Source organism: Pseudomonas sp. S1(2024) (assembly GCF_046557535.1).
Map to the genome: position 1 here is coordinate 1 of NZ_JBKGFP010000139.1, position 25,221 is coordinate 25,221.

Annotated in this window: 16 protein-coding genes; 8 read left to right on the forward strand and 8 right to left on the reverse strand. The window is 64.7% G+C overall.

What is annotated here, in order from left to right:
• Positions 1 to 542 precede the first annotated feature (542 nt).
• The 6 genes from accC to ACLCGK_RS32375 form a co-directional block, all read right to left on the reverse strand.
• Positions 543 to 1,898 (reverse strand): acetyl-CoA carboxylase biotin carboxylase subunit, encoded by a 1,356-nt coding sequence (gene accC / locus ACLCGK_RS32350; protein WP_003257054.1) that lies wholly within the window; start codon positions 1,896 to 1,898, stop codon positions 543 to 545.
• Positions 1,899 to 1,915: 17 nt separating this feature from the next.
• On the reverse strand, positions 1,916 to 2,377 hold the full coding sequence (accB, locus tag ACLCGK_RS32355) for an acetyl-CoA carboxylase biotin carboxyl carrier protein (protein ID WP_410953659.1): 462 nt from the start codon (positions 2,375 to 2,377) through the stop codon (positions 1,916 to 1,918).
• 100 nt (positions 2,378 to 2,477) lie between these two features.
• Entirely contained in the window at positions 2,478 to 2,933 is a 456-nt protein-coding gene (gene aroQ / locus ACLCGK_RS32360) for a type II 3-dehydroquinate dehydratase (RefSeq protein WP_003255330.1), read from the reverse strand.
• Positions 2,934 to 3,112: 179 nt separating this feature from the next.
• Positions 3,113 to 4,885 carry a protein-disulfide reductase DsbD gene (locus tag ACLCGK_RS32365; RefSeq protein ID WP_410953660.1) on the reverse strand — a complete coding sequence of 591 codons (1,773 nt, stop codon included), beginning with the start codon at positions 4,883 to 4,885 and terminating at the stop codon, positions 3,113 to 3,115.
• Between the two features lie 163 nt (positions 4,886 to 5,048).
• Entirely contained in the window at positions 5,049 to 7,010 is a 1,962-nt protein-coding gene (locus ACLCGK_RS32370) for a methyl-accepting chemotaxis protein (protein ID WP_410953661.1), read from the reverse strand.
• 245 nt (positions 7,011 to 7,255) lie between these two features.
• Positions 7,256 to 8,614 (reverse strand): diguanylate cyclase, encoded by a 1,359-nt coding sequence (locus ACLCGK_RS32375; RefSeq protein ID WP_410953662.1) that lies wholly within the window; start codon positions 8,612 to 8,614, stop codon positions 7,256 to 7,258.
• A gap of 248 nt (positions 8,615 to 8,862) precedes the next feature.
• On the opposite strand from ACLCGK_RS32375, the gene ACLCGK_RS32380 reads away from it, so the two are divergent.
• The 5 genes from ACLCGK_RS32380 to ACLCGK_RS32400 all read left to right on the forward strand — a co-directional run bounded on the left by ACLCGK_RS32380 (position 8,863) and on the right by ACLCGK_RS32400 (position 13,810).
• Entirely contained in the window at positions 8,863 to 9,930 is a 1,068-nt protein-coding gene (locus ACLCGK_RS32380) for a DUF2333 family protein (protein WP_013970713.1), read from the forward strand.
• 2 nt (positions 9,931 to 9,932) lie between these two features.
• Positions 9,933 to 10,469 carry an NUDIX hydrolase gene (locus ACLCGK_RS32385; protein ID WP_217190798.1) on the forward strand — a complete coding sequence of 179 codons (537 nt, stop codon included), beginning with the start codon at positions 9,933 to 9,935 and terminating at the stop codon, positions 10,467 to 10,469.
• A gap of 297 nt (positions 10,470 to 10,766) precedes the next feature.
• Entirely contained in the window at positions 10,767 to 11,138 is a 372-nt protein-coding gene (locus tag ACLCGK_RS32390) for a translation initiation factor Sui1 (protein ID WP_003257057.1), read from the forward strand.
• Positions 11,139 to 11,289: 151 nt separating this feature from the next.
• Entirely contained in the window at positions 11,290 to 13,203 is a 1,914-nt protein-coding gene (gene speA / locus ACLCGK_RS32395; protein ID WP_025337567.1) for an arginine decarboxylase, read from the forward strand.
• A gap of 151 nt (positions 13,204 to 13,354) precedes the next feature.
• On the forward strand, positions 13,355 to 13,810 hold the full coding sequence (locus ACLCGK_RS32400) for an REP-associated tyrosine transposase (protein WP_085721440.1): 456 nt from the start codon (positions 13,355 to 13,357) through the stop codon (positions 13,808 to 13,810).
• Between the two features lie 93 nt (positions 13,811 to 13,903).
• Here ACLCGK_RS32400 and ACLCGK_RS32405 read toward each other — a convergent pair whose 3' ends face one another.
• Positions 13,904 to 15,241, reverse strand: a complete 1,338-nt coding sequence (locus tag ACLCGK_RS32405; protein WP_410953663.1) for an MATE family efflux transporter — start codon at positions 15,239 to 15,241, stop codon at positions 13,904 to 13,906.
• A gap of 257 nt (positions 15,242 to 15,498) precedes the next feature.
• Between ACLCGK_RS32405 and ACLCGK_RS32410 the strand changes: the two genes are divergently transcribed.
• Positions 15,499 to 20,400, forward strand: coding sequence for an alpha-2-macroglobulin family protein (locus ACLCGK_RS32410; RefSeq protein WP_410953664.1), 4,902 nt, complete (start codon positions 15,499 to 15,501; stop codon positions 20,398 to 20,400).
• A gap of 133 nt (positions 20,401 to 20,533) precedes the next feature.
• Here the strand turns inward: ACLCGK_RS32410 and ACLCGK_RS32415 are convergent, their stop codons facing one another.
• A complete protein-coding gene (locus ACLCGK_RS32415; RefSeq protein ID WP_025337571.1) occupies positions 20,534 to 20,827 on the reverse strand; it encodes a hypothetical protein in 294 nt (97 codons plus the stop codon).
• Positions 20,828 to 20,904: 77 nt separating this feature from the next.
• Between ACLCGK_RS32415 and pbpC the strand changes: the two genes are divergently transcribed.
• Together pbpC and ACLCGK_RS32425 are read left to right on the forward strand one after the other, a co-directional pair.
• On the forward strand, positions 20,905 to 23,259 hold the full coding sequence (pbpC, locus tag ACLCGK_RS32420) for a peptidoglycan glycosyltransferase PbpC (protein ID WP_410953665.1): 2,355 nt from the start codon (positions 20,905 to 20,907) through the stop codon (positions 23,257 to 23,259).
• A 213-nt stretch (positions 23,260 to 23,472) separates the two neighbouring features.
• Complete coding sequence (locus tag ACLCGK_RS32425; protein WP_410953666.1) at positions 23,473 to 25,137, forward strand: ShlB/FhaC/HecB family hemolysin secretion/activation protein; 1,665 nt, start codon at positions 23,473 to 23,475, stop codon at positions 25,135 to 25,137.
• The last annotated feature ends 84 nt before the right edge of the window (positions 25,138 to 25,221 follow it).

Consider the following 25,221-nt stretch of genomic DNA (forward strand, 5'->3'; position numbering starts at 1 on the left):
CAGAGTGAGAGGTGGATGGCGACTAGGCTCCCACTCGTGCTTTAGAGCACATCTGGCTTTCAGTCTGCCATCCACTGCTCTCACCCTTTCGAGTTTAAGAGACCTTGAAGACACAAGCTGGCTTGCCGGCGATGAGGCCCTGACAGGCAATAAAAAACCCCGGAACAAGTCCGGGGTTTTCAGTACATTACACTACGCGATCACTCCTGGCTCCCACCTCGACCGCATAGACCTAAAGCCGTGTGCAATCCCTGTGGGAGCTGGCTTGCCGGCGATGAGGCCCTGACAGGCAATAAAAAACCCCGAAACGGGTCCGGGGTTTCGGTACATCACACTACGCGATCACTCCTGGCTCCCACCTCGACCGCATAGACCTCAAGCCGTGTGCAATCCCTGTGGGAGCTGGCTTGCCGGCGATGAGGCCCTGACAGGCAATAAAAAACCCCGGAACAAGTCCGGGGTTTTCAGTACATCACACTACGCGATCACTCATAAAAAACCCCGGAACAAGTCCGGGGTTTTCAGTACATCACACTACGCGATCACTCCTGGCTGGCCAGTTTGTGCTCGAGGTAGTGAATGTTGACGCCGCCTTTGCAGAAGCCTTCATCACGCACCAGGTCGCGGTGCAGCGGGATGTTGGTCTTGATGCCGTCGACGACGATCTCGTCCAGGGCATTGCGCATGCGCGCCATGGCTTCGTCGCGGTCCTTGCCGTAGGTGATCAGCTTGCCGATCAGCGAGTCGTAGTTCGGCGGAACCGAGTAACCGCTGTACAGGTGCGAATCAACACGCACGCCGTTGCCGCCCGGGGCGTGGAAGTGCTTCACCTTGCCTGGGCTCGGGATGAACTTCTTCGGGTCCTCGGCGTTGATACGGCATTCCAGCGCATGGCCACGGATGACCACGTCTTCCTGGCGGAACGACAGCTTGTTGCCAGCGGCGATGCTCAGCATCTCCTTGACGATGTCGATACCGGTCACCATCTCCGACACCGGGTGCTCAACCTGCACGCGGGTGTTCATCTCGATGAAGTAGAAGCGGCCATTCTCGTACAGGAACTCGAAAGTACCCGCACCACGGTAGCCGATCTCGATGCACGCATCGACGCAGCGCTTGAACACTTCCTGACGGGCTTTCTCGTCGATGCCCGGGGCTGGCGCTTCTTCCAGTACCTTCTGGTGACGGCGCTGCAGCGAGCAGTCACGGTCACCCAGGTGAATGGCGTTGCCTTGGCCGTCGGACAGTACCTGTACTTCCACGTGGCGTGGGTTGGTCAGGAACTTCTCCAGATAGACCATCGGGTTGCCGAAGGCTGCACCGGCTTCGGTACGGGTGAGCTTGGCCGAGGAAATCAGGTCCTCTTCCTTGTGCACCACACGCATGCCGCGACCACCACCGCCACCGGCGGCCTTGATGATCACCGGGTAGCCGACGTCACGAGCAATCGCCAGGGCGACTTCTTCATCTTCCGGCAGCGGGCCATCGGAGCCCGGTACGGTCGGTACGCCCGACTTGATCATCGCGTCCTTGGCCGAAACCTTGTCGCCCATCAGGCGAATGGTGTCGGCTTTCGGGCCGATGAAGGCGAAACCGGATTTTTCCACCTGCTCGGCGAAGTCGGCGTTTTCCGCCAGGAAGCCGTAGCCCGGGTGAATCGCGGTGGCGCCGGTCACTTCGGCGGCAGCGATGATCGCCGGGATATGCAGGTAGGAATCCTTGGACGATGCAGGGCCGATGCAGACCGACTCGTCTGCCAGGCCCAGGTGCATCAGTTCACGGTCGGCGGTGGAGTGCACGGCGACTGTCTTGATACCCAGCTCTTTGCAGGCACGCAGGATCCGCAGGGCAATTTCCCCGCGGTTGGCGATCAGGACTTTTTCGAGCTTCCCAGACATCGTTGGCTCTCCGCGATTCAAACGATGGTGAACAGCGGCTGGTCGAACTCAACCGGCTGGCCGTCTTCTACCAGGATGGCGTCGATGACACCGCCGACATCGGCTTCGATGTGGTTCATCATCTTCATGGCTTCGACGATGCACAGGGTGTCGCCCTTCTTCACGGTCTGGCCAACTTCAGCGAAGTTCGGCGAGGTCGGCGAAGGCTTGCGGTAGAAGGTACCTACCATCGGCGAGCGGATGACGGTGCCTTTCAGGGCCGGGGCGGCGGCAGCGGCTTCAGCGGCCGGAGCGGCAGCGGCGACCGGGGCAGCAACAGGAGCAGCGGCTACCGGAGCCGGTGCGAAGTACTGCTGGGCAGCCGGGGTCTTGCTGTGACGGCTGATACGGACCGACTCTTCGCCTTCCTTGATCTCCAGTTCGTCGATGCCAGACTCTTCCAGCAGCTCGATCAGTTTCTTGACTTTACGGATATCCATTAATCATCAACTCCCAAAGGTTCGGTCAGGGGGCGAAATACAAAAAAACGTATCTGAAACGTTTCTCTCGAACCCTGGCCCACTGAGGCCAGGGTTTTCATCATTTGGGCTGTGCGTTGGCAGCCAGTTGTTCCAGCGCGGATTCCAGGGCCAGGCGATAACCGCTGGCGCCCAGGCCGCAGATCACCCCTACTGCAACATCGGAGAAGTAGGAGTGGTGGCGGAACGGTTCGCGTTTGTGCACGTTGGACAGGTGCACTTCGATGAATGGGATGCTCACCGCAAGCAATGCGTCACGTAATGCGACGCTTGTGTGGGTGAAAGCAGCCGGATTGATCAGGATGAAGTCCACACCCTCATTGCGTGCGGCGTGAATGCGGTCGATCAGTTCGTATTCGGCGTTGCTCTGCAGGTACTGCAGATGGTGGCCTGCGGCGCGGGCACGTTGCTCCAGGTCCTGGTTGATCTGGGCCAGGGTCACGGCGCCGTAGTGGCCAGGCTCGCGGGTACCGAGCAGGTTGAGGTTGGGGCCGTGGAGCACCAGTAGCGTTGCCATCTGCGGATTCCTTGGATTTGTAGGGCAATTCGACACAGCGCGGCGAGTGTGCCGTAAAGCGACGGCAAGTGTCCAGTTCCCGGCAATAGCCAGCACGATGTCCGAGGTTCGCGCGAAGTATGTGACCAAATAATTAGATTTGGTCACTGATTTCTGGATTTTTCACAGCTCGCGGGAAGTTATAGACCGACTTTACCGCGCACGCGTGTGAGAATTCGCGCAAATTCACCGGCATTTATCTCCCCAATGACCCGATCAGCGGTTATTTCGCTACCGTTCGCGGCAAAGAACAGCAGGGCGGGCGGGCCGAACAGCTGGTAGCGATCGAGCAGGCTGCGTTGTTCGGCATTGCTTTCGGTGATGTCAAAACGCAGCAGCTTGAAGCCGGCCAGTTGCGCTTGCACCTGCGGAGCGGTGAGCACCTCGCGTTCGATCACTTTGCAGCTGATGCACCAATCGGCGTACCAGTCCAAGAGCACCGGCTGGCCGGCTGCCTTGGCCTGGGCCAGGGCAGCGTCCAGTGCGGCGGGGGTAGTGATGGTCTGCCAGCTATCCGCCTGCACCGCCGGCCCGTTGCCGGTGGCCACAAGGGTTGCCGGCGGCAACGGGCGCAGTGGGTCGCCCTGGCCGCTGAGGGCGCCGTACCAGCAGGCCAGGGCGTACACCAGCAGGGCCAGGCCGAGCAGTTGGGCCAGGCGCTGGCGTGCGGTCTTGACGACGAACTCGAGGGCACCGAGGAACAGCGCCACGCCAGCGGCGAGGAAGCCGACCAGCAGCAAAGTCAGCGGGCCTGGCAGCACTCGGCTGAGCAAGCCGATGGCCAAGCCCAGTAGCAGGACGCCGATGGCATTCTTCACCGTGTTCAGCCAGGGGCCGCTTTTCGGTAGCCAGGCCGCGCCACCGGTGGCCACCAGCAGCAATGGTGCGCCCATGCCCAGGCCCAGGGCGAACAGCTTGAATGCGCCGCCCAGGGCATCGCCGCTGGCGCTGATGTACAGCAGCGCACCGGCCAGCGGCGCCGACACACAGGGCGAAACCAGCAGGCTGGAGAGTACGCCCAGTATTGCCGCGCCCAGCAGCGAGCCGCCCCGGGTGTGGCTGGCCACATTGTTCAGGCGGTTGCTCAGGGCTTGCGGCAGTTTCAGTTCGAACAGGCCGAACATGGCCAGGGCGAATACCACGAAAAACAGAGCGAAGGGCACCAGTACCCAGGCCGACTGCAGGCGCGCCTGCAGGTTCAGGCCGGCGCCGAACAACCCCATCAACGCACCGAGTACCGCAAAGCTGGCCGCCATCGGCAGCACATAGGCAAGCGACAGCGCCAGCCCGCGCAGGCCGCCGGCCTGGCCGCGCAGCACCACGCCGGAAAGGATCGGCAGCATCGGCAGCACGCAGGGGGTGAACGTCAGGCCGACCCCAGCGAGGAAGAACAGCAGCAGCGACTTCCAGGTCCAGGCGTGTTCACCGCCGGCCGGGGTGCTTTTGCCGCCTTCGCCATCGATGCTCAGGCGTGCGGTTTCTGGCGGGTAGCACAGGCCTTTGTCGGCGCAGCCCTGGTAGCCCACCAGTAGGGTGAAGGCGCGCGGGTCATTGCGCGGCAGCTCGATATCGAGCACGCCGTGGTACACCTCGACATCGCCGAAGAACTCATCGTGCTTGGCCTCGCCCTTGGGGATGCTTGGTGTGCCCAGGGCAATGTCGGCCGGTTCGGTGCGGAACTGGAAACGGTGGCGATAGAGGTAGTAGCCGTCGGTTGCGACGAAGCGCAGCTTGATGGTTTGCGCATCGGCCTGGACCAGGCTGAGCTTGAACGCTTCGTGTACCGGCAGGAAGTCGGCGTTGTTGGCCAGCGAAGCTGCGCCGAGGGTGGCGCTGGGGCGGTTGTCGAGCAGGCCCGTGGCGAAGGCAGGGCTGGCCAGCAGCAGGAACAGCAGGAAAAACAGGCGGCGCATGGCGGACTCGCGAGGTGGAACGTGCTGGGCATGATAGCGGAGTTGGTGCGGGTTGGGGCCATGCTGGTGGTAAACCCGCACCCACCTCGTCCGCATAAACCTCAAGCCATGCGTTATCCCAGTGGGAGCGGGCATGCCCGCGAAGAGGCCGGTACAGGCCAACCTAGACTCTGAAGGCCCGCACCGCCCGGTTCAGTTCACCACCCAGGCTCAGCAACTGCTCGCCTTGCTCGCGCCCCTCGCCAATGCGCTGCAGGTTGTCCTCACCCAGCTCATGAATCCGCTCGCTGTGGTCGCGAATCTCACTCACGGCACCACTCTGCTGCGCCGTGACATCGGCAATCCGCACCGCAGTGTCCGAAATGGTGCGAATGGCACAGACGATCTCGTCCAGCGCCCCGTCCGCCGCCTGGGCCTGGTTGGCCGTGGCCTCGGCATGCTCAAGCTGCGCACGCATCCCGGCCACCGAACTTCTGGCTGCCTGCTGCAAGCGGTCGATCAGTGCCTGAATCTCGCCGGTCGCCCCGGTGGTGCGCTGTGCCAGCGAACGCACCTCATCGGCCACCACGGCAAAACCACGGCCCATCTCACCGGCGCGGGCCGCTTCGATCGCGGCATTCAGCGCCAGCAGGTTGGTCTGCTCGGCAATTGAGCGGATCACCGTCAGGACGCCGCCGATGGTGGCCGACTCCTCCGCCAGTTGCTCGATCATGCGGGCGTTGCCCTGCACCTCGTCGACCAACTCACGCAAGCCCGACAGGCTCTGGCCGATCACCGCCTGGCCCTGCTCCACTGCACGCCCGGCATCGCGGCTGGCGTCGGCTGCGGCGCTGGCGTCGCCAGCTACTTGCTGGATGGTCGCTTCCAGTTCACCCAGGGCATCGCGGATCTGCCGTGTATCGCCGGCCTGGCGTTCGGCGCCGTCATGCAGGGCGGCGCTCATGCCGGCCAGGGCGTGGCTGCTGCCAGCCACCTGCTCGGCGTTGTGGCGTATGGTGCCGACCAGCTCTACCAGATACTGACGCAGGCGGTTGAGCGATTCCTGGATGTCGCGCAGTTCGCGGTTGGTCCTGCCCAGGGCGATGGCCTCGGCGAAATCACCCTCGGCCCAGCGCGACAGGGCAGGGGCCAGGCCGGTCAGGGTGCGCGCCAGGCGGCGTTGCAAGGTGTCGATCAGCAGGGCGATAAGCAGGATCAGGCCGATCATCAGACCCTGGATGATGCGCACTTCAGCGGCAATTTTCGCATGCTGGGCGCGTACCTCGGGCTCCAGCGCCGCAATGGCCTGTTGCACGGCCTCCAGGCGCTGGCCGGTGCTGGCAGCCAGGGCGACGCGGCGCTCGATCTGTTCGCGGGTGCGCTGCAGTTCGGCCGGGTAGCGGCCGAGCAGGCTCTGCAGTTCGCGCTTGAGGCCGACGGCAATGTCTTCCTGCAGGGCGCTGGCCTGGGTTTCCAGGCCCATCATCGCGGCGAAGTCGTCGGCACCGGATTCGGCGGTATGGGTTACGCCGAGCAAGGGCAAGGCATCGATCGCCTGGGCCTGGGCACGGATCAGCTGCAGCTCACGCTCCACTTCGTCGGCCAGCTCCGGGCGGCCGCTGCTGACCAGCTTGTCCCGGGCCAGCGACAGGCGACCGAGGTGCACGGTGGCGTCGAGCAGTGGCACCAGGTAGCGGTTTGCGTCGGCGTTGCCGCTGTCGCGGGCGTAGCCGGCCAGCTGTTCGAAGTTGGCACCCAGTTCCCGCTCGGCCTGCAGCAGCAGGGCTTGCGGGTCGCCGGCCAGCTTGCCGGCGGCCAGCAGCTCCTCGGCGGTAAAGGCCTGCAGGCTGTCCAGGCTGGGGCGCAGTTTGTCGGCCAGTTCGCTGGGCCACTCGGCCAGCGCGGCCTGCAACTGCTGGTTGGCCTCCATCGCCGCGGCATGGCGCAGGGCATCGCCGCTGCCCAGGTACGCCTGGATGTTGCGGGCCGCCTGGTTCTGGAACTGCTGGGACAGGCCCAGGTAGCGCTCCATCAGTTGGTAGGGGCGCTCCAGGGCCCGTTGCGACCACCACAAGGTGGCGCCCAGGGCGATACACACGGTTACCAGCAACAGGGTGTTGAAATTGGTCAGCCACTTCAGGCGCATAGCCGCGAGCTTCCTGCGGGGGAGGGGAGGTCGGTGGCTGAAGTTATTGCGATTTTGTGACGGGGTGATGACGACAGGGGGTTGGCGCCATAAAAAAAGTGGCACAGTGCCTGTATTTGTGTTGCCTGTACTGGCCTCTTCGCGGGCTCGCCCGCTCCCACAGGATATCTACCAGACCTGAACGCAGCGCAATCCCTGTGGGAGCGGGCAAGCCCGCGAAGAGGCCGGTACAGGCGATGAAGAACTCAGGGCTCTACACGCACCACACAATTACGCCCGGCATGCTTGGCCCGATACAGCGCCTCGTCCGCCGCACTGGCCATGGTCAGCGCATCCAGCCCCTCATCCAACTGCACCACCCCTGCACTGAAGGTGCACTGCAAGTCCCGTGGCTGCGCCGGGTAGAGGATCTCGGCAAAGCGCCGGCGGATTTCGTCCAGCACCTTGTGCGCCGCGTCCAGTGCAGTATTGGGCATCACAATGGCGAACTCTTCACCGCCGTAACGGCCAATGAAATCGGTCTTGCGCAAGCGCTGCTTGAGAAGCAGCGCCAGGCTCTTGATCACCCGGTCGCCCATGGGGTGGCCGTGGCGGTCGTTGATCTTCTTGAAGTGGTCGATGTCGAGCATGGCAAAGCACAACGGTAGCTGCTCGCGACGGGCGCGGAAGCTGCAGTCTTCCAGCAATTGCAGGATGTGGGTGTGGTTGTACAACCCGGTCAGGCTGTCGCGCACCATGCGCGCCTTCAGGTGCCGGGCGCGGGCGGCGCGGTTGCGCACGGTGGTGATCAGGTGGCGTGAGCGAAACGGCTTGGTCAGGAAGTCATCACCGCCTTCGCTCATGGCATCCAGCTGCTTGTCCAGGTCGTCCTCGGCAGACAGATAGATGATCGGCACACTCACATAACGGTCGCTGTGGCGGATCACCTTGGCCAGTTCGGGGCCGGTGCAGGCCGGCATGTACAGGTCGAGGATGATCAGGTCGGGCTGGAAGTCAGCCAGCTCGGCCATGGTGCGGATCGGGTCGGTCAGGCTGCGGGTGATCATGCCGGCGCTGGCCAGCACGCGCTCGGTGTACAGCGCCTGGGTGCGTGAGTCGTCGATGACCAGTACGCGCAACGGGTCGTGCTGGGTTGCATTGGTCAGCAGTTCGACCTTTTCCAACAGGCTGGAGGCTTCCAGGGTGCCGGTGAGGAAGTCCTGGCCACCGGCGCGCACGGCGGCCAGGCGGGTCGGGGTGTCGGTTTCGTGATGGCTGAAGAACAGCAGCGGTATATGTCGGGCCAGCCCCTGCTGCATCTGGGCAGCCAACAGCAGGCCTTGGCCGGCACCGTTGAAGTCGACATCCATGATGATGGCCGAGGGTGGGTATTCGCTGATCGAGGCCTGAAACGCCGCGGCGCTGGCAAGCGCCTGCACCACCAGGCCAAAGAATTCCAGTTGCTGGGCCAGGCGCTGGGCGCGCTCGTGGTCCTGCAGCAGGATGTACACCGGCTTGCGCAGGGGCGGCAGCAGCACCTGATCGAGCGGGTCGTCCTTGCGCAGGCCGCTACGCGTCAGCTGTTGGGCGGGGCACAGCGGGCTCGGCTCGGCTGCTTGGCTCATGTCCTGGCTACTTGTAGGTTGGGGTGTGCAGGGGTAATGATGGCTCTATGCTAGCAGTTCTTTTCAGGTGCGTGAGTGCCCTGCGTCAACAAAGCGGCCAGAACGAATATTCAGTTGCTGACCGATTGGTCGCTTATGCGTAAGGCGGTGTCTGCTTTATAGTGCTGCCACGCGGGCTTGCCGTGGCACCCTGGCGTAGGCCTGTGGTCCAAGCCCCTGAACCGTCGTGACTGATTAAGGACAAAGCCATGCTGGACTGGAAAAACCGCGAGGCCAAAGCCGAGCCCCGCGAGCGTGTCGACGGCCGTGGCGCCGCCGCCCGTAGCTATCTTGGCGGCCTCTGGAGCCGTGCCCTGGGGACCCTGATCGGGTTGTACCTGCTGGTGTGCATCGGCCTGGGCTGGTACTGGAGCCAGGAGCCGGAGCTGTTCCCGGTGCAGCAGAACGCCCAGGCCGCAGCCGAGCGTACCGGCCAGCAGATGGTGGTGGGCTACACCACTATCGAAACCCTCAAGACCGTGGCCGGCACCTTGCTGAACAAGCCTGGTGGCTACATTTCCAACGACCGCTTCCCGCCAGGGCTGTGGATGGACAACATGCCGAGCTGGGAATATGGCGTGCTGGTCCAGGTGCGCGACCTGTCCCGTGCCTTGCGCAAGGACTTCGCCCGTTCGCAGTCGCAGTCGACCGAAGACGCCGACCTGGCCAAGGCCGAGCCGCGTTTCAACTTCGACAACAAGAGCTGGATCCTGCCGTCGAGCGAGTCGGAGTTCGAAGAGGGCATCAAGTCGCTTACCCGCTACCAGACCCGTCTGGCTGCCGGCGACAAGGGCGCAATCTTCTATACCCGTGCCGACAACCTGAACAACTGGCTGGGTGACGTGGCCACCCGCCTGGGCTCGCTGTCGCAGCGCCTGTCGGCCAGCGTTGGCCGGGTCAAGCTCAACACCACGCTGAAGACCGAGTCGCTGGTCGCCGGCCAGGCGCCGCAGGTGGACGAGGAGCTGGTGGAAACCCCATGGCTGCAGATCGACAACGTGTTCTACGAAGCTCGTGGCCAGGCCTGGGCGCTGTCGCACCTGCTGCGCGCCATCGAGGTGGACTTTGCCGACGTGCTGGCGAAGAAGAACGCCACGGTCAGCGTGCGCCAGATCATCCGTGAGCTGGAAGCCTCGCAGGAAGCCCTGTGGAGCCCGATGGTGCTCAACGGCAGCGGCTTCGGCATGTGGGCCAACCACTCACTGGTCATGGCCAACTACATTTCCCGGGCCAACGCGGCGGTCATCGACCTGCGTCAGCTGCTGTCGCAGGGTTGATGATGGCGATCAGCCCGAACGAGGCCGCCCACCGGGCGGCTTCCGACCGAGAACTGGTCACCTGGGTGGATGAAGCCGACCGGGTGCTGGGTGCCTTGCCCCGGGCCGAACTGCGCGAGCGCGGCCTGATAGGGCGTTGCACGTTCATTCTGCTGTTCAACAGTGCCGGTGAACTGTGTGTGCACCGGCGCACCCTGAGCAAGGCGCTGTACCCGGGTTACTGGGATGTGGCGGCAGGCGGCATGGTGACGGCCGGGGAGGCGTATGCCGATTCGGCGGCGCGGGAGCTGGCCGAGGAGCTGGGGATCGACGGTGTGGAGCTGCGTTTTCATGAGCGGTTCTACTTTGACCAGCCGGATAACCACTTGTGGTGTGCGGTGTATTCGGCGGTGTCGGATGCGCCATTGCGGTTACAGCCGGAAGAGGTGATCGAGGCGCGGTTCATTGGCCTGGAGCAGGCTGAGCAAGAAAGCCTGACCAAGCCGTATTGCCCGGACTCGTTGGCGGCGTTGCAGCGCTATAAAGCCAGCCTGGGATAGTTGTTTTGGCAGTGCCGGCCCTTTCGCGGGCACGCCCGCTCCTACAGGGACAGTGCAATGTTCGAGAGCGGCGTCGGGCCTGTGGGAGCGGGCGTGCCCGCGAATAGTCGCAAAACATTCGCAAAATGCCGCATTCCAGTACTTAGCAACAGCGGGATTTATCGTTACACTGCGCGCCCTTTTCGGGCTGCCGCAGGTCTTGCGGCAGTAGCGCCGCCCCTGCCAGAGTGGGGCTTCGCGGTCGGGCTCAACCCCCTGGGGCCGACCAGTTTTTGTCCTCAGCACAGAGGAACAAAAGTGGCCAAGAAAGCTTCTTCCTTCGCCGCCCTTGGCGGTCTCGTTTACTCCACCGACACCGGTCGGCACTGCCCCGACTGTAGCCAGCCGGTGGATGCCTGTACCTGCAAGCAGCAGGTCATCCCCGAAGGCGATGGCATTGCCCGTGTGCGCCGCGAAAGCAAAGGCCGCGGCGGCAAGACCGTGACCACCGTCACCGGCGTGCCGCTGCCGCTCGATCAGCTCAAGGAGCTGGCCTCTACCCTCAAGCGCCGCTGCGGTACCGGTGGCGCCCTGAAGGATGGGGTCATCGAAATCCAGGGCGACCATGTCGAACTGCTGATCGGTGAGCTGACCAAGCAGGGCTTCAAGGCGAAAAAATCCGGCGGCTGATGCGGCCACGCGATTTTTTGCCCAGTGCTTTCTAAACTCGTTGCCGTGACCAGGGTCTATCCAGGGCACGGACGAATCGTCATTTTTGGCTTTTACACTGCGCCCGCCTCCTTGCGGGGCAGTGTCTTCGACTTATCTATAGGGGACTTGAATGTCCGTACGACGCACACGCAAAGACGATGGTAGCCAATGGACCGTGGCCGACAGCCGCAGTGTTTATGGCATCCGCCATTGGGGCGCTGGTTATTTCGCCATCAATGAAGCCGGGCGCGTCGAAGTACGCCCCAACGGCCCGAAAAGCGCACCGATCGACCTGTTCGAACAGGTCGACGAATTGCGCCAGAGCGGCCTGTCGCTGCCATTGCTGGTGCGCTTCCCCGACATTCTGCAAGACCGCGTGCGCCAGCTGACCGGCGCCTTCGATGCCAACATCGCGCGCCTGGAATACCAGAGCAAGTACACCGCGCTGTACCCGATCAAGGTCAACCAGCAGGAAGCGGTGGTGGAAAACATCATCGCCACGCAGAACGTATCCATTGGCCTGGAAGCCGGCTCCAAGCCTGAGCTGCTGGCAGTGCTGGCGCTGGCGCCGAAGGGTGGCACCATCGTCTGCAACGGCTACAAGGACCGCGAATTCATCCGCCTGGCGCTGATGGGCCAGAAGCTCGGCCACAACGTGTTCATCGTCATCGAGAAAGAGTCGGAAGTGGCCCTGGTGATCGACGAGGCCGCCGAGCTCAAGGTCAAGCCGCAAGTCGGCCTGCGCGTGCGCCTGTCGTCGCTGGCCTCGAGCAAGTGGGCCGACACCGGTGGCGAGAAGTCCAAGTTCGGCTTGTCCGCCGCCCAGCTGATTTCGGTGGTACAGCGCTTCCGCGATGCCGGTCTGGACCAAGGTATCCGCCTGCTTCACTTCCACATGGGCTCGCAGATCGCCAACCTGGCGGACTACCAACACGGCTTCAAGGAAGCCATCCGTTATTACGGTGAGCTGCGTGCGCTGGGCCTGCCGGTCGACCATATCGACGTTGGCGGTGGTCTGGGCGTGGACTACGACGGTACCCATTCGCGCAATGCCAGCTCGATCAACTACGACATGGACGACTACGCCGGCGTTGTTGTGGGCATGCTCAAGGAATTCTGCGACGCGCAGGGCCTGCCGCACCCGCACATCTTCTCCGAGAGCGGCCGTTCGCTGACCGCGCACCACGCCATGCTGGTGATCCAGGTGACCGACGTCGAGAAGCACAACGACGACGTGCCGACCATCGAGAACAAGGAAGCCCTGCCCGAGACCGTGCAGTGGCTGGTCGACCTGCTCGGCCCGACCGACATCGAGATGGTGACCGAGACCTACTGGCGCGCCACCCACTACATGGGTGACGTGGCCGCGCAGTATGCCGATGGCAAGATCAGCCTGGCCGAGAAGGCCCTGGCCGAACAGTGCTACTTTGCCGTGTGCCGCCGCCTGCACAACTCGCTGAAAGCCCGCCAGCGCTCGCACCGCCAGGTGCTGGATGAGCTGAACGACAAGCTGGCCGACAAGTACATCTGCAACTTCTCGGTGTTCCAGAGCCTGCCGGACACCTGGGCCATCGGCCAGGTACTGCCGATCATCCCGCTGCACCGCCTGGACGAAGAGCCGATGCGTCGTGCCGTGCTGCAGGACCTGACCTGCGACTCCGACGGCAAGATCAACCAGTACGTCGACGAGCAGAGCATCGAGACCAGCATGCCGGTGCATGCGGTGAAGGAGGGCGAGGACTACCTGCTGGGTGTGTTCCTGGTCGGTGCCTACCAGGAAATCCTCGGTGACATGCACAACCTGTTCGGTGACACCGACTCGGTGAACATCTACCAGAACGCCGACGGTAGCGTGTACCACGCCGGTATCGAGACCCACGACACCATCGAAGACATGCTGCGCTATGTGCACCTGTCGCCGGAGGAGTTGATGACGCACTACCGTGACAAGGTGGCCAGCGCCAAGATCACTGCGCGGGAGCGGACCCAGTTCCTGGATGCCCTGCGCCTTGGTCTGACCCGGTCTTCGTACCTGTCGTCGTAATTGCCAGGCCGCTCCCGCTTTTTTTGTGGGAGCGGCCTTGCGTCGCGATATGAGGGCGAAGCCCTCACCGCGTCATACCTGGTAATGGTCCAGTCCTCGCCTATCGCATCAGCGCCGCTACCTTTGAATGCAATGTTCAAAGGAGGATGACATGGAAAGTCCCGGCTCCCATCGTTTACGTAGTGGCCGAGTGTCCGATCCAGGGCGTCTCTACCTGCTCACCACGACCACCCGCAACCGAACACCGTTGTTCAAAGACTTCTTGTTCGCCAGAACAGTTATCCAGCAATTGCGGCTCAGCGAAGAGCGCAAGGCGTGTCGATCTCTGGCGTGGGTCTTGATGCCGGATCATCTTCACTGGCTTGTCGAGCTTGGGCCTTCGAGCCTGGGTAGGCTGATGTGCGAGTTCAAGTCCAGAAGCAGTTGTGCGCTGTACAAGGTGGGGGCTGAAAGGCGGCATATCTGGCAGACCAGCTTTCATGATCGGGCTTTGCGCCGCGAGGAGGATGTGAGGGCAGTGGCGCGCTACATCATCGCCAATCCCATTCGGGCTGGTCTGGTGCGGCGGGCTGGTGATTATCCACATTGGGATTGTGTGTGGCTGTGAATCCGCAGGTGAGGGCTTCGCCCTCATTTCGCGACACAAGGCCGCTCCCACAAAGTCCTGCGTACGCCGATCAATGTGGGAGCGGCCCCGGCATTACTGAACCCAAAGCCCTTTTTCCTGCAACCGCCATCCCACCCACCCCAACGTCACCGCCCGCAACCCCATGAACCCGAGAAACGCCAACCACAACCCATGGTTGCCAAACCCACTCATGAGCACCCCCAAGGGCAGCGCAATCACCACCGAAACCAACATCGCATTACGCATCTCCCGCGCCCGGGTCGCGCCTATGAACAAGCCATCCAGCAAATAACTCCACACCGCAATCAACGGCAGCAATGCCAGGTACGGCAGGTACGGATAAGCCGCTGCCCGCACACTCTCGATGTCGGTCTGCAAATCGATGAACAGGTGCCCGCCCAGCAGGAACAACCCGGCAAACCCCAGACTGGTGATCAGCGACCAGCCACAGGCCACCACCAGCGAGCGGCGCAATGTGTCGCGGTCGCGGGCGCCAATGGCATGGCCGCACAAGGCCTCTACCGCGTGCGCCAACCCGTCAAGCGCATAGGCAGTCAGCAGCAGGCCGTTGAGCAGCAGGGCATTGGCCGCCACAGTGGCTTCGCCCAGACGAGCGCCTTGCACGGTGATCAGCAGGAACACCAGTTGCAGCGCCAGGCTGCGCAGGAAGATGTCGCGGTTCACCGCCAGCAGCGGCCGCCAGGCCTGCCAGCGCTTGAGCGCCGCCCACACGATCTGCCCCGGGTAGGCGCGCAGGGCCGGGCGGGTCAGGGCCAGGCCGAGCAGGGCGGCACTCCATTCGGCGATCACCGACGCCCGCGCCGAACCCAGCACGCCCCAGTCCAGGCCAAGCACGAACCACAGGTTCAAGGCGATGTTCAGCAGGTTGGTGGTCAGCAGGATGGCCAGTGGCGCCCTGGCGTTCTGGGTGCCGAGGAACCAGCCGACCAGGGCGTAGCTGGCCAGTGCCGCGGGCAGGCCGAGCAGGCGGGTATGGAAGAAGTCTTCGGTGGCTTGCTGCAGGGCCGCGCTGGGTTCCATCGCGTGCAGCGCCAGCTGGCTGAAGGGCAGTGCCAGCAGGCCGATCAGCAGGGCGAAGCCGACCGCCAGCAACAGCCCTTGTACCAGTACCTGGCGCAACGCTGCCCCGTCGCCTCGGCCGGCGGCCTGGGCGGCGAAGCCGGTGGAGCCCATGCGCAGGAAGCCCATCAGGCCGACCATGAAGGTGAACAGCGTGGCGCCCACGGCTACGGCACCCAACTGGTGGGCGTGGGGGAGGTGGCCGATGACCGTGCTGTCGACCAGGGCTACCAGCGGCACGGAGATGTTGGACAGGATCATCGGCGCGGCCAGGGCCCAGACCTTGTGGTGGGTGGGGCGGTGCTGCCAGTCGGTGGAGAGTTGGGACATTTGCATTCCATGGGACCCTGGGGCCGCAGCGCGCCCCTTCGCGGGCACGCCCGCTCCCACAGGATAGTGTTGTTCTTGCGGCCGGCGCCGAACCTGTGGGAGCGGGCAGGCCCGCGAAGGGGCGCGAAGCGGCCCTCCTTTTAACGAATGGCACAGTGTAACGGCCTGGCAACCAATGCGCGCAACGCCAGGTACTGCACCCGCCATTGCGCTATAGTTGCTGCCCTCACGTACACGCTGCCAAAGAGTTCTACTCCATGTTCAACAAAGGATTGTTGCTGGCCTGCGCGCTGGCTTTGCTCAGTGCCTGTGACTCTTCGACGCCGGACAAGCCGGCGCCATCCGAAAAGCCGGCGGCCACTGCGCCCGCCGCCACCCCGGCACCCCAACGCGAAGACCCTGCCGTACTCGCCAAACGCTACGAGGGCCGCGAGCTGACGGTGCTGGATGTTTCCGAGGTGCAGCTCGATGGCGCCGCGACGCTGTCGATCAGCTTCTCCGCGCCGCTGGATGCCAAGCAGGACTTCGCCAGCAAAGTGCACCTGGTCGACACCGTCAAAGGCAAGCTCGACGGCGCCTGGGAACTGTCCGACAACCAGATGGAGCTGCGTCTGCGCCATCTGGAGCCGCAGCGCAAGCTGGTGCTGACCGTCGACAAGGGCCTGCTGGCGGTCAATGGCAAGCAACTGGACAGCGAGTCGATCAGCCGCCTGGAAACCCGCGACATGCAGCCGACCATCGGCTTCGCCAGCCGCGGTTCGCTGCTGCCCACGCGCCTGGCCGAGGGCCTGCCGGTGATCGCCCTCAACGTCGACAAGGTCGATGTCGAGTTCTTCCGCGTGAAGCCGGACATGCTCTCGACCTTCCTGGTCAACTGGGGGCGCAACAGCAGCCTTTACTACTACCAGTCCAAGGAAACCCTGGACATGGCCGATCTGGTCTACAGCGGCCGCTTCGACCTCAACCCCGCACGCAACACCCGCGAGACCGTGCTGCTGCCGATCGCCGGCATCAAGCCGCTGCAGGAGCCAGGCGTGTACCTGGCGGTGATGCGAGCCTCGGGCACTTACGACTACTCGCAACCAGCGACCCTGTTCACTCTCAGCGACATCGGTGTGTCCGCGCATCGCTACCGTGACCGCCTCGATGTGTTCGCCCAGGCCCTGGAAGGTGGCAAGGCGATGAACGGCGTCAACCTGGAAATCCATGACGACAAGGGCAAGCTGCTGGCTCAGGCCAGCACCGACAGCGATGGCCACGCCCAGCTGCCGATCACGCCCAAGGCCGACACCCTGATCGCCACCCAGGGCGTGCACACCACCCTGCTGCGCCTGAGCAGCGCGGCGCTGGACCTGGCCGAGTTCGACATCACCGGCCCGCAGGCCAACCCGCTGCAGTTCTTCATCTTCGGCCCGCGTGACCTGTATCGCCCCGGTGAAACGGTGTTGCTCAACGGCCTGCTGCGCGACCAGGACGGCAAGCCGGTCAAGGCGCAGCCAGTGAGCGTGGAAGTGCGTCGCCCGGATGAGCAGGTCAGCCGCAAGTTCGTCTGGGAAGCCGACGGCAATGGCCTGTACCAGTACCAGCTGCAGCTGGCCAGCGAGGCCCCGACTGGCCGCTGGCAACTGCTGCTCGACCTGGGCGGCGGGCGCAAGCAGGTGTATGAATTTCTCGTCGAAGACTTCCTGCCCGAGCGCCTGGCGCTGGAACTCAAAGGCAGCAGCAAACCGTTGTCTCCGGATCAGGATGCGCGTATCCAGGTCAATGGCCGTTACCTTTACGGCGCCCCGGCTGCCGGCAACCGCCTGAGCGGCCAGGCCTATGTTCGCCCGCTGCGCGAGGCGGTACCGGCGCTGCCTGGCTACCAGTTCGGCTCGGTCACCGAAACCGAGCTGAACCAGGACCTGGAGCTGGACGAAGTTACCCTCGACCAGGCCGGCAAGGCCGTGGTCGATATCGAAAGCCGCTGGGCCGAAGCCCGCTCGCCGCTGCAACTGACCGTGCAGGCCAGCCTGCAGGAGTCCGGTGGCCGGCCGATTACCCGCCGCCTGGAACAACCCATCTGGCCGGCCGAGCGCCTGCCGGGCCTGCGTGGCCTGTTCGACGGCGAGGAAACCGACAGTGACGGGCCGGTGGAGTTCGAGTTCCTGGTGGCCGACCGCAACGGCAAGAAACTGGCGGCCAACGACCTCAAGGTGCGGCTGGTGCGCGAGCGCCGCGACTACTACTGGAACTACTCGCAGAGCGATGGCTGGAGCTACGCCTACAACGAGAAGTTCCTGACCCAGAGCGAAGAGACCGTAAGCGTCAAGGCTGGCTCCACCGCCAAGCTGAGCTTCCAGGTGGAATGGGGCCCTTACCGTGTCGAGGTGGAGGACCCGGAGACGGGCCTGGTGTCCAGCGCGCGCTTCTGGGCAGGCTATCGCGCCCAGGACAACGCCGAAGGCGGCGCGGTGCGGCCGGACCAGGTCAAGCTGGCGCTGGACAAACCGGCCTACGCCGACGGCGCTACCGCCAAGGTCACCGTCACCCCGCCCGCAGCCGGCAGTGGCTACCTGATGATCGAGTCCAGCGATGGCCCGCTGTGGTGGCAGGAGATCGACGTGCCCGCCGAGGGCAAGACGTTCGACGTGCAACTGGACAAGCAGTGGGCCCGCCATGACCTGTACATCAGCGCGCTGGTGATCCGCCCGGGTGAGCGCAAGGCCAACGCCACGCCGAAACGCGCGGTGGGCGTGCTGCACCTGCCGCTGAACCGCGCCGAACGCAAGCTGGCGGTGAGCCTGCAGGCGCCGGAGAAAATGCGCCCGAAACAGCCGCTGACCGTGAAGGTCAAGGCTGCAAATGCCGATGGCAGTGTGCCTGAACAGGTGCATGTGCTGTTGTCGGCGGTGGACGTGGGCATCCTCAACATCACCGACTTCAAGACCCCCGACCCGTTCGCCAGCCTGTTCGGGCGCAAGGCCTATGGTGCTGACCAGCTGGATATCTACGGCCAGTTGATCGAAGCCGGCCAGGGCCGCCTGGCCAGCCTGGCATTTGGTGGTGACGCGGCGATGGCCAAGGGTGGCAAGCGCCCCAACACCACGGTGACCATCGTCGCCCAGCAGAGCCTGCCGGTGACCCTGGACGACAAGGGCGAGGGCCTGGCTACGGTCGATATCCCCGACTTCAATGGCGAATTGCGGCTGATGGCCCAGGCCTGGACCGACGAACACTTCGGCATGGCCGAAGGCAAGACCGTGGTCGCCGCGCCCTTGATCGCCGAACTCTCGGCGCCGCGTTTCCTGGCCGGTGGCGACCGTACCAGCCTGGCGCTGGACCTGGCCAACCTGTCGGGTCGTGCCCAGCAACTGAATGTTGAAATCAGCACCGAAGGGCAGCTGAGCCTGGCGGCCAACGCCGTGCAAAACGTAGCCCTGGCTGAAGGCCAGCGCTCGACGCTGTTGATCCCGGTACAGGCCCAGGGTGGCCTGGGGCAGGGCAAGGTACATGTGCGGGTTACTGGCCTGCAGCTGCCGAACGAGCCGACCGGCGCGTTCGAACGCGAGTGGACGCTGGGCGTGCGCCCGGCCTACCCGGCGATGCTCAAGCACTACCGCGTGGCCTTGAAGGACCAGCCATGGACCCTGCCTGAAGCAGACCTGGCCGCCTTCGAACCCGCCGGGCTTGAAGCCAGCCTGGCCTTGTCGAGCCGGCCACCGCTGAACCTGGCCGAGCAGATCCGTGCCCTCGAAGCCTACCCCTACGGTTGCCTGGAGCAGACCACCAGCGGCCTCTACCCGTCGCTGTACGCCGATGCCGACAGCCTCAAGCGCCTGGGTATCAAGGGCGAGCCTGCCGATGTGCGCAAGCGCAAGATCGAGATGGGTATCGAGCACCTGCTAGGCATGCAGCGCTACAACGGCAGCTTCGGCCTGTGGAGCTCGGACAGCGAAGAAGAATACTGGCTGACCGCCTATGTCACCGACTTCCTGCTGCGCGCCCGTGACCAAGGCTATGGTGTGCCGGCCGAAGCGCTGAAGAAGGCCAGCGAGCGCCTGCTGCGCTACCTGCAGGAGCGCAACCTGATCGAAGTCGACTACAGCGAGAACGCCGAACACACCCGCTTCGCCGTGCAGGCCTATGCGGCATTGGTGCTGTCGCGCAGCCAGCAGGCGCCCCTGGGTGCCCTGCGTGGCCTGTTCGAACGCCGCGCCGACGCCCGCTCTGGCCTGCCACTGGTGCAACTGGCGGTGGCGCTGGACAAGATGGGCGACAAGCCGCGTGCCGAGCAGGCCCTGCAGGCAGGCCTGGGCATCAGCCGCGGTAAAGGCTGGATGGCCGACTATGGTAGCGCCCTGCGTGACCAGGCACTGATCCTGGCGCTGCTGCAGGAAAGCAACCTGGCCAGCCGCCAGGTCGACCAGCGCCTGTTCGCCCTGTCGGATGAACTGGCGGCCAACCGCTGGCTGTCGACCCAGGAGCGCAATGCACTGTTCCTGGCCGGCCGTGGCCTGCTGGGCAAGCCGGAAGGCCAGTGGCAGGCGCGCCTGGACAGCGCGGGCGAAGTGCGCGAGTTCAACAATGCCGAGTCCGGCATGAAGCTCGAAGGCCCGTTGCTGGCTTCGCCATTGAGTGTGCAGAACCAAGGTAGCGAAACTCTGTACCAGCAACTGACCTTGTCGGGTTACCCACGCCAGGCGCCTGCGGCCGGTGGCAATGGCATGCAGATCCGCCGTGAGTACCTGGGCATGAATGGCCAGCCGTTGGACCTGCATAACCTGCGCAGCGGAGACCTGGTGCTGGTGCACCTGGCGCTCAAGGCTGAAGACCGGGTGCCGGATGCGCTGGTGGTGGACTTGCTACCGGCGGGCCTGGAGCTGGAAAACCAGAACCTGGCGCAAAGTGCCGCCAGCCTGGAAAACGCCAGCAGTGCGGTGAAGGAATGGCGCGAATCGATGCAGAACGCCAGCGTGGTGCACCAGGAGTATCGGGATGATCGTTACGTCGCCGCGCTCAAGCTGGACAGCTATGGCACCACCCACCTGCTGTACCTGGCTCGGGCGGTGACCCCGGGCACCTATCGCGTGCCGCCGCCGCAGGTTGAATCGATGTACCGGCCAAACCTGCAGGCCGTGGGGGATGGGCAAGGGGAGATGACCGTAAAAGCCCGCTAGAATTTTGTCGCCTTTACCGGCCTCATCGCCGGCAAGCCAGCTCCCACAGGATGGAGCATGGCTTGAGGGCGACGCGGTCGAGGTGGGAGCTGGCTTGCCGGCGATTGGGCCGCAACGCGGCCCCCGGCCTTGTTCAGTGAATCACCCAGCTCATCACCCACAACCCCAACAGCAGCCAGATGATCCCGAGGATGATCGAGGCGCGCATGAACGCGCGGATTGCCGAGTACAGCAGCACCAGCCCGATGATCAGGGCGAGGATGCTGAGAAGCGAGGTCTCCATGCCCAAGGTGCGCGCCAGGCCATCGATGAAATTGCCACCGGCACTGGCCAGCAGGTTGAACAGCCCGCTCAATGCGTCGACGATGAAGCGGATCAACGACCCCAGCGCCTGGCCCAGCCACTCGAAAAAACCTTCTACATGCATAGTTGCTTCCTGATGAACGAATCGGCGATGTTGCCGTTCCCAAGCCTTTGGCCATCACCTGGCCAGGTCGGTTCCCGATGCCAAGCTTAACGCGGCCGCATACCCGTGCGGGCAGGCTGTTGCGCGCCACGGTGATCGGCATGCTGGTACTGTTCGGCCTGTTGTGGCTGGCCGACCGCCTATGGCCGCTGCCCATGCCCGGAGACGACCTGGCCCGCGTGGTGCTGGCCGAGGACGGCACGCCGTTGTGGCGCTTTGCCGATGCCGATGGTGTATGGCGCTACCCGGTCAGCTCCGACGAGGTCTCGCCGCTGTATCTGCAGGCGCTGCTCACCTACGAAGACCGCTGGTTCTACAGCCACCCCGGGGTCAACCCGCTGGCCCTGGCTCGCGCTGCCTGGCTGAACCTGCGTGGCGGGCGTGTGGTGTCGGGCGGCAGCACGCTGTCGATGCAGGTCGCACGCCTGCTCGACCCGCATGAGCGCACCCTGGCCGGCAAGCTGCGCCAACTATGGCGCACGGCACAGCTGGAATGGCACTTGTCCAAGCGCGAAATCCTGCAGATCTACCTGGACCGCGCGCCCTTCGGCGGCACCCTGCAGGGCGTGGCGGCGGCCAGCTGGGCCTACCTTGGCAAGTCGCCCATGCACCTGACCCCGGCCGAAGCGGCACTGCTGGCCGTGCTGCCCCAGGCGCCCAGCCGCTTGCGCCCGGACCGTCACCCCGAGCGTGCGCAGCGCGCCCGGGACAAGGTGCTGCAACGCCTGGCCGAATACCAGGTGTGGCCGGCTCAGCAAATCCGTGAGGCTGCCGAAGAGCCGCTTGTACTGGCGCCACGTCAGGAGCCGGCTCTCGCCCCGTTGCTGGCCCGGCGCCTGAACAGCGCCGACAGCCCGCCGCTGATCCGTACCACACTCGACGCCGCACTGCAGCGGCGCCTCGAAGACCTGCTGCTGGGCTGGCGGGCACGGCTGCCGGAGCGCACCTCCGCCGCCATCCTGGTGGTCGATGCGCAGACGATGGCGGTGCGTGCCTACCTGGGTTCTATCGACCTGGCCGACGAGCGCCGCTTCGGGCATGTCGACATGGTGCGTTCGTTGCGCTCGCCGGGCTCCACCCTCAAGCCGCTCCTCTACGGTATGGCGCTGGATGACGGCCTGATCCATTCCGAGTCGTTGTTGCAGGATGTGCCGCGACGCTATGGCGACTACCGCCCCGGCAACTTCTCCATGGGCTTCAGCGGGCCGGTGTCGGCCAGTTCGGCGCTTGCGCTGTCGCTCAACCTGCCGGCGGTGCAGCTGTTGGAGGCCTATGGTCCGAAACGCTTTGCCGCGCAACTGCGCATGGCGGGCATGCCGCTGATATTGCCGCCTCTGGCAGAGCCCAACCTGTCGTTGATCCTGGGTGGCGCGGGCAGCCGCCTGGAGGACCTGGTGGGTGGCTACGCTGCGCTGGCGCGGGGTGGCAATAGTGCGAGGGTGCGCCTGCAACCACAGGATCCGTTGCTGGAACGGCGCCTGCTGTCGCCAGGGGCGGCGTGGATCATCCGGCGCATCCTCAGCGGCCAGGCGCGCCCCGACCGCGACCCGCATGCCGAGCTGGTGCAACGCCCGCAACTGGCGTGGAAGACGGGCACAAGCTACGGCTTTCGCGATGCCTGGTCGATCGGCGTGGGCCCGCGCTACCTGATCGGCGTATGGATTGGCCGCCCCGATGGCACCCCGGTCCCCGGCCAATTCGGGCTGGCTTCGGCAGCGCCGCTGATGCTGCAGGTGCACGACCTGCTGAGCAACCGTGACAGCCAGCGTGGCATCAGCGTGCCGGTGGAGCGGGTGCCGGCGAACGTCGGCGTGGCTGCGATCTGTTGGCCACTGGGCCAGCCGATGAGCAAAAAGGACCCCAACTGCCGGCGTCAGCGTTTCGCCTGGACTTTGGACGGCACTACGCCGCCAACCCTGCAGGCCGCCGACCAGCCACTCGGCCTGGGCCTGCGCGAAAGCGTATGGGTCAACGACCAGGGGCTGCGCGTCGATGGCAGTTGCCCGGGCGCCAAGGCCCGCGATATCGCCCTATGGCCCGCCCCGCTGGAGCCTTGGCTGCCACGTGTGGAGCGGCGTGCGGCGCGCCTGCCGGCCATCGATCCGGCCTGCCCGCCGCATGTGCCGGCCAGCGCGCCACCGCTTTCGATCGTGGGCGTGCGCCCGGGCGACAACCTGCGCCGCCCGGCCACCAGCAGCGAGCCGTTGCAACTGCATGTGTCGGCGCTGGGCGGCGGCGGTCGGCGCTGGTGGTTCCTCAACGGCCAGCCATTGGGCGAAACCCAGGGCCAGGACAGCCTGCTGGTGCGCTTCCAACAGGTAGGCCAGGCCGAAATCAGCGCGCTGGATGAAAGCGGCGAGACGGCGCGCGTGGCGTTCCAGGTCAGCGAGTAGCCGTTCGACGAGGGCCGAGGCAGCACCTACGCTTGCAGGTAACGGGTGTGACCGGCTGGCGCCCCTGATGCCTGTAAATCAAGCAATTTGGGGCCGCTTTGCGGCCCTTCGCGGGCACGCCCGCTCCCACAGTTCAGGAAATGCGCGATCTCTGTGGGAGCGGGCGCGCCCGCGAAGGGCTGCAACGCAGCCCCAGGGAACATGGAGCGCCCTATGCGTCCTCTGGCCGTGCCCCTGTTGTTGCTGCCCTGGGCGCTTGCGGCCCATGCCGAGCCTTTGCCGGGTTTTCTCGACAGCCATGAGTACGAACGTCGCCTGCCCGGCGCCAACCTGCCGATAGACGCCTACCGTTCGGTCAGTGCTCACCTGCAGCTGGCCGGGAAGTATGGCGACAGCCGCGCGTGGGCGCCTGCGAATACCCGGCTGGTGCTGCATAAAGTGCGCTTCGAAGGCGGCACGGTGTTCCCCTTGAGCGACCTGCGCGAACACTACCAACCGCTGATCGGGCACCAGACCACGTTGGGCGAGCTGCAGCAGTACACCGCGCGCCTGACCCAGCGCTATCGGCAGGAAGGCTACCTGTTGTCGTACGCCTACCTGCCGCCGCAGGAAGTGGCCGATGGCCGGGTCAATGTGGTGCTGGTCGAAGGTTATATCCGTGATTACCGCGTGGACGGCGATATCGGCCCGGCCGGCGCCTATCTGCATCAGCTGCTGGAGCGGCTTGCCACCGAGCGCCCGCTGACCCGAGAAACGCTGGAGCGCTACCTGGGCCTGGCCGAGCGCCTGCCGGGGGTAACGATAGAGCCGCAGCTGGCCGTGGCGCAAACCGCTGATGGTGCTGCGCGGTTGACCGTGCATGCGCAGCGCAAGCCGTTCAGCGCTGCTGTTATCGTTGCTGATGGCAACCGCGACGATGCGCAGGCGCTGCTGACGGCAACCAGCCACGCCCAGACCCGCTTTGCCGAACAGATCGAGGCCAGCCTGTTGCTGCCGCCGGGGGATGACCAGGTGCATTACCAGCGCCTGGCCTACAGCCAGTACCTGGACGCGGGCGGCAGCCAGCTGCTGCTGTCGGCTTCGCGCTACCGCAGCGAACCCGGCACGCGGATTCGTCTGGACGATGGCCGTGACATCACCCGCAAGCGCGACAGCGATCGCTATGCGATCGGCCTGCGCCAGCCGGTGATCGTCAGGCCGGATGAATGGATGGTGGTGCAGGGGCAGGTGTATTCGGTCAGTGAGCACTTCGAGGACCGGGTAGATGGGTTGCCATCGGCACGGGACTACGACACCTACGTGCGTGCGCTGTCATTCGAGGGCGACTGGCGCAAGGTGGAAGAGGGCCGTTTGCGCATCGTCAGCGCCGGGGTCTATCAGGGCCTGGATTATCTGGGGGCGCGTAGCGATGCCGACTACGATCTGGATTTTCTGCGGTTGCGGCTTTCCGGTTTGCAGAGCGACAGGTTGCTCGGTAACTGGCAGGGGGTGGTGTCTGGTGCGATGTACTGGAGTGATGACCGCTTGCCCGGCAGCGAGCGTGCGGGGTTTGGCGGGCAGAGTTTCGGCCGTGGCTACCCGCGCGACCAGGCGGACGGGGACAAGGGCTGGGGTGTGGCTTACGAGGTGAACTACAGCATGCACGCCAACTGGCTGGCGTTGGTGCAGCCCTATGTGGTGTTGGACACGGCGCAGGCATGGCATAACCGAGGGCCTGTAGAGGATGCCCACCTGGCTTCGGCGGCGCTTGGAGTGCGATTGGGCGATGGGCGCTTGTTCAATGTGGCGCTGGAGGTGGCCAAGCCTTTGGCTGATGTGGCATTGGACAGCCTGGACCGCGGGCCTCGGCTGACTTTGACGCTTGGCGTTCAGATGTAAGGGGTCGCTGTGGGAGCGGGCGCGCCCGCGAAGAATCCAACGCGGTGCATGGCACCGGCTGCGCCGGTGTTCGCGGGCGCGCCC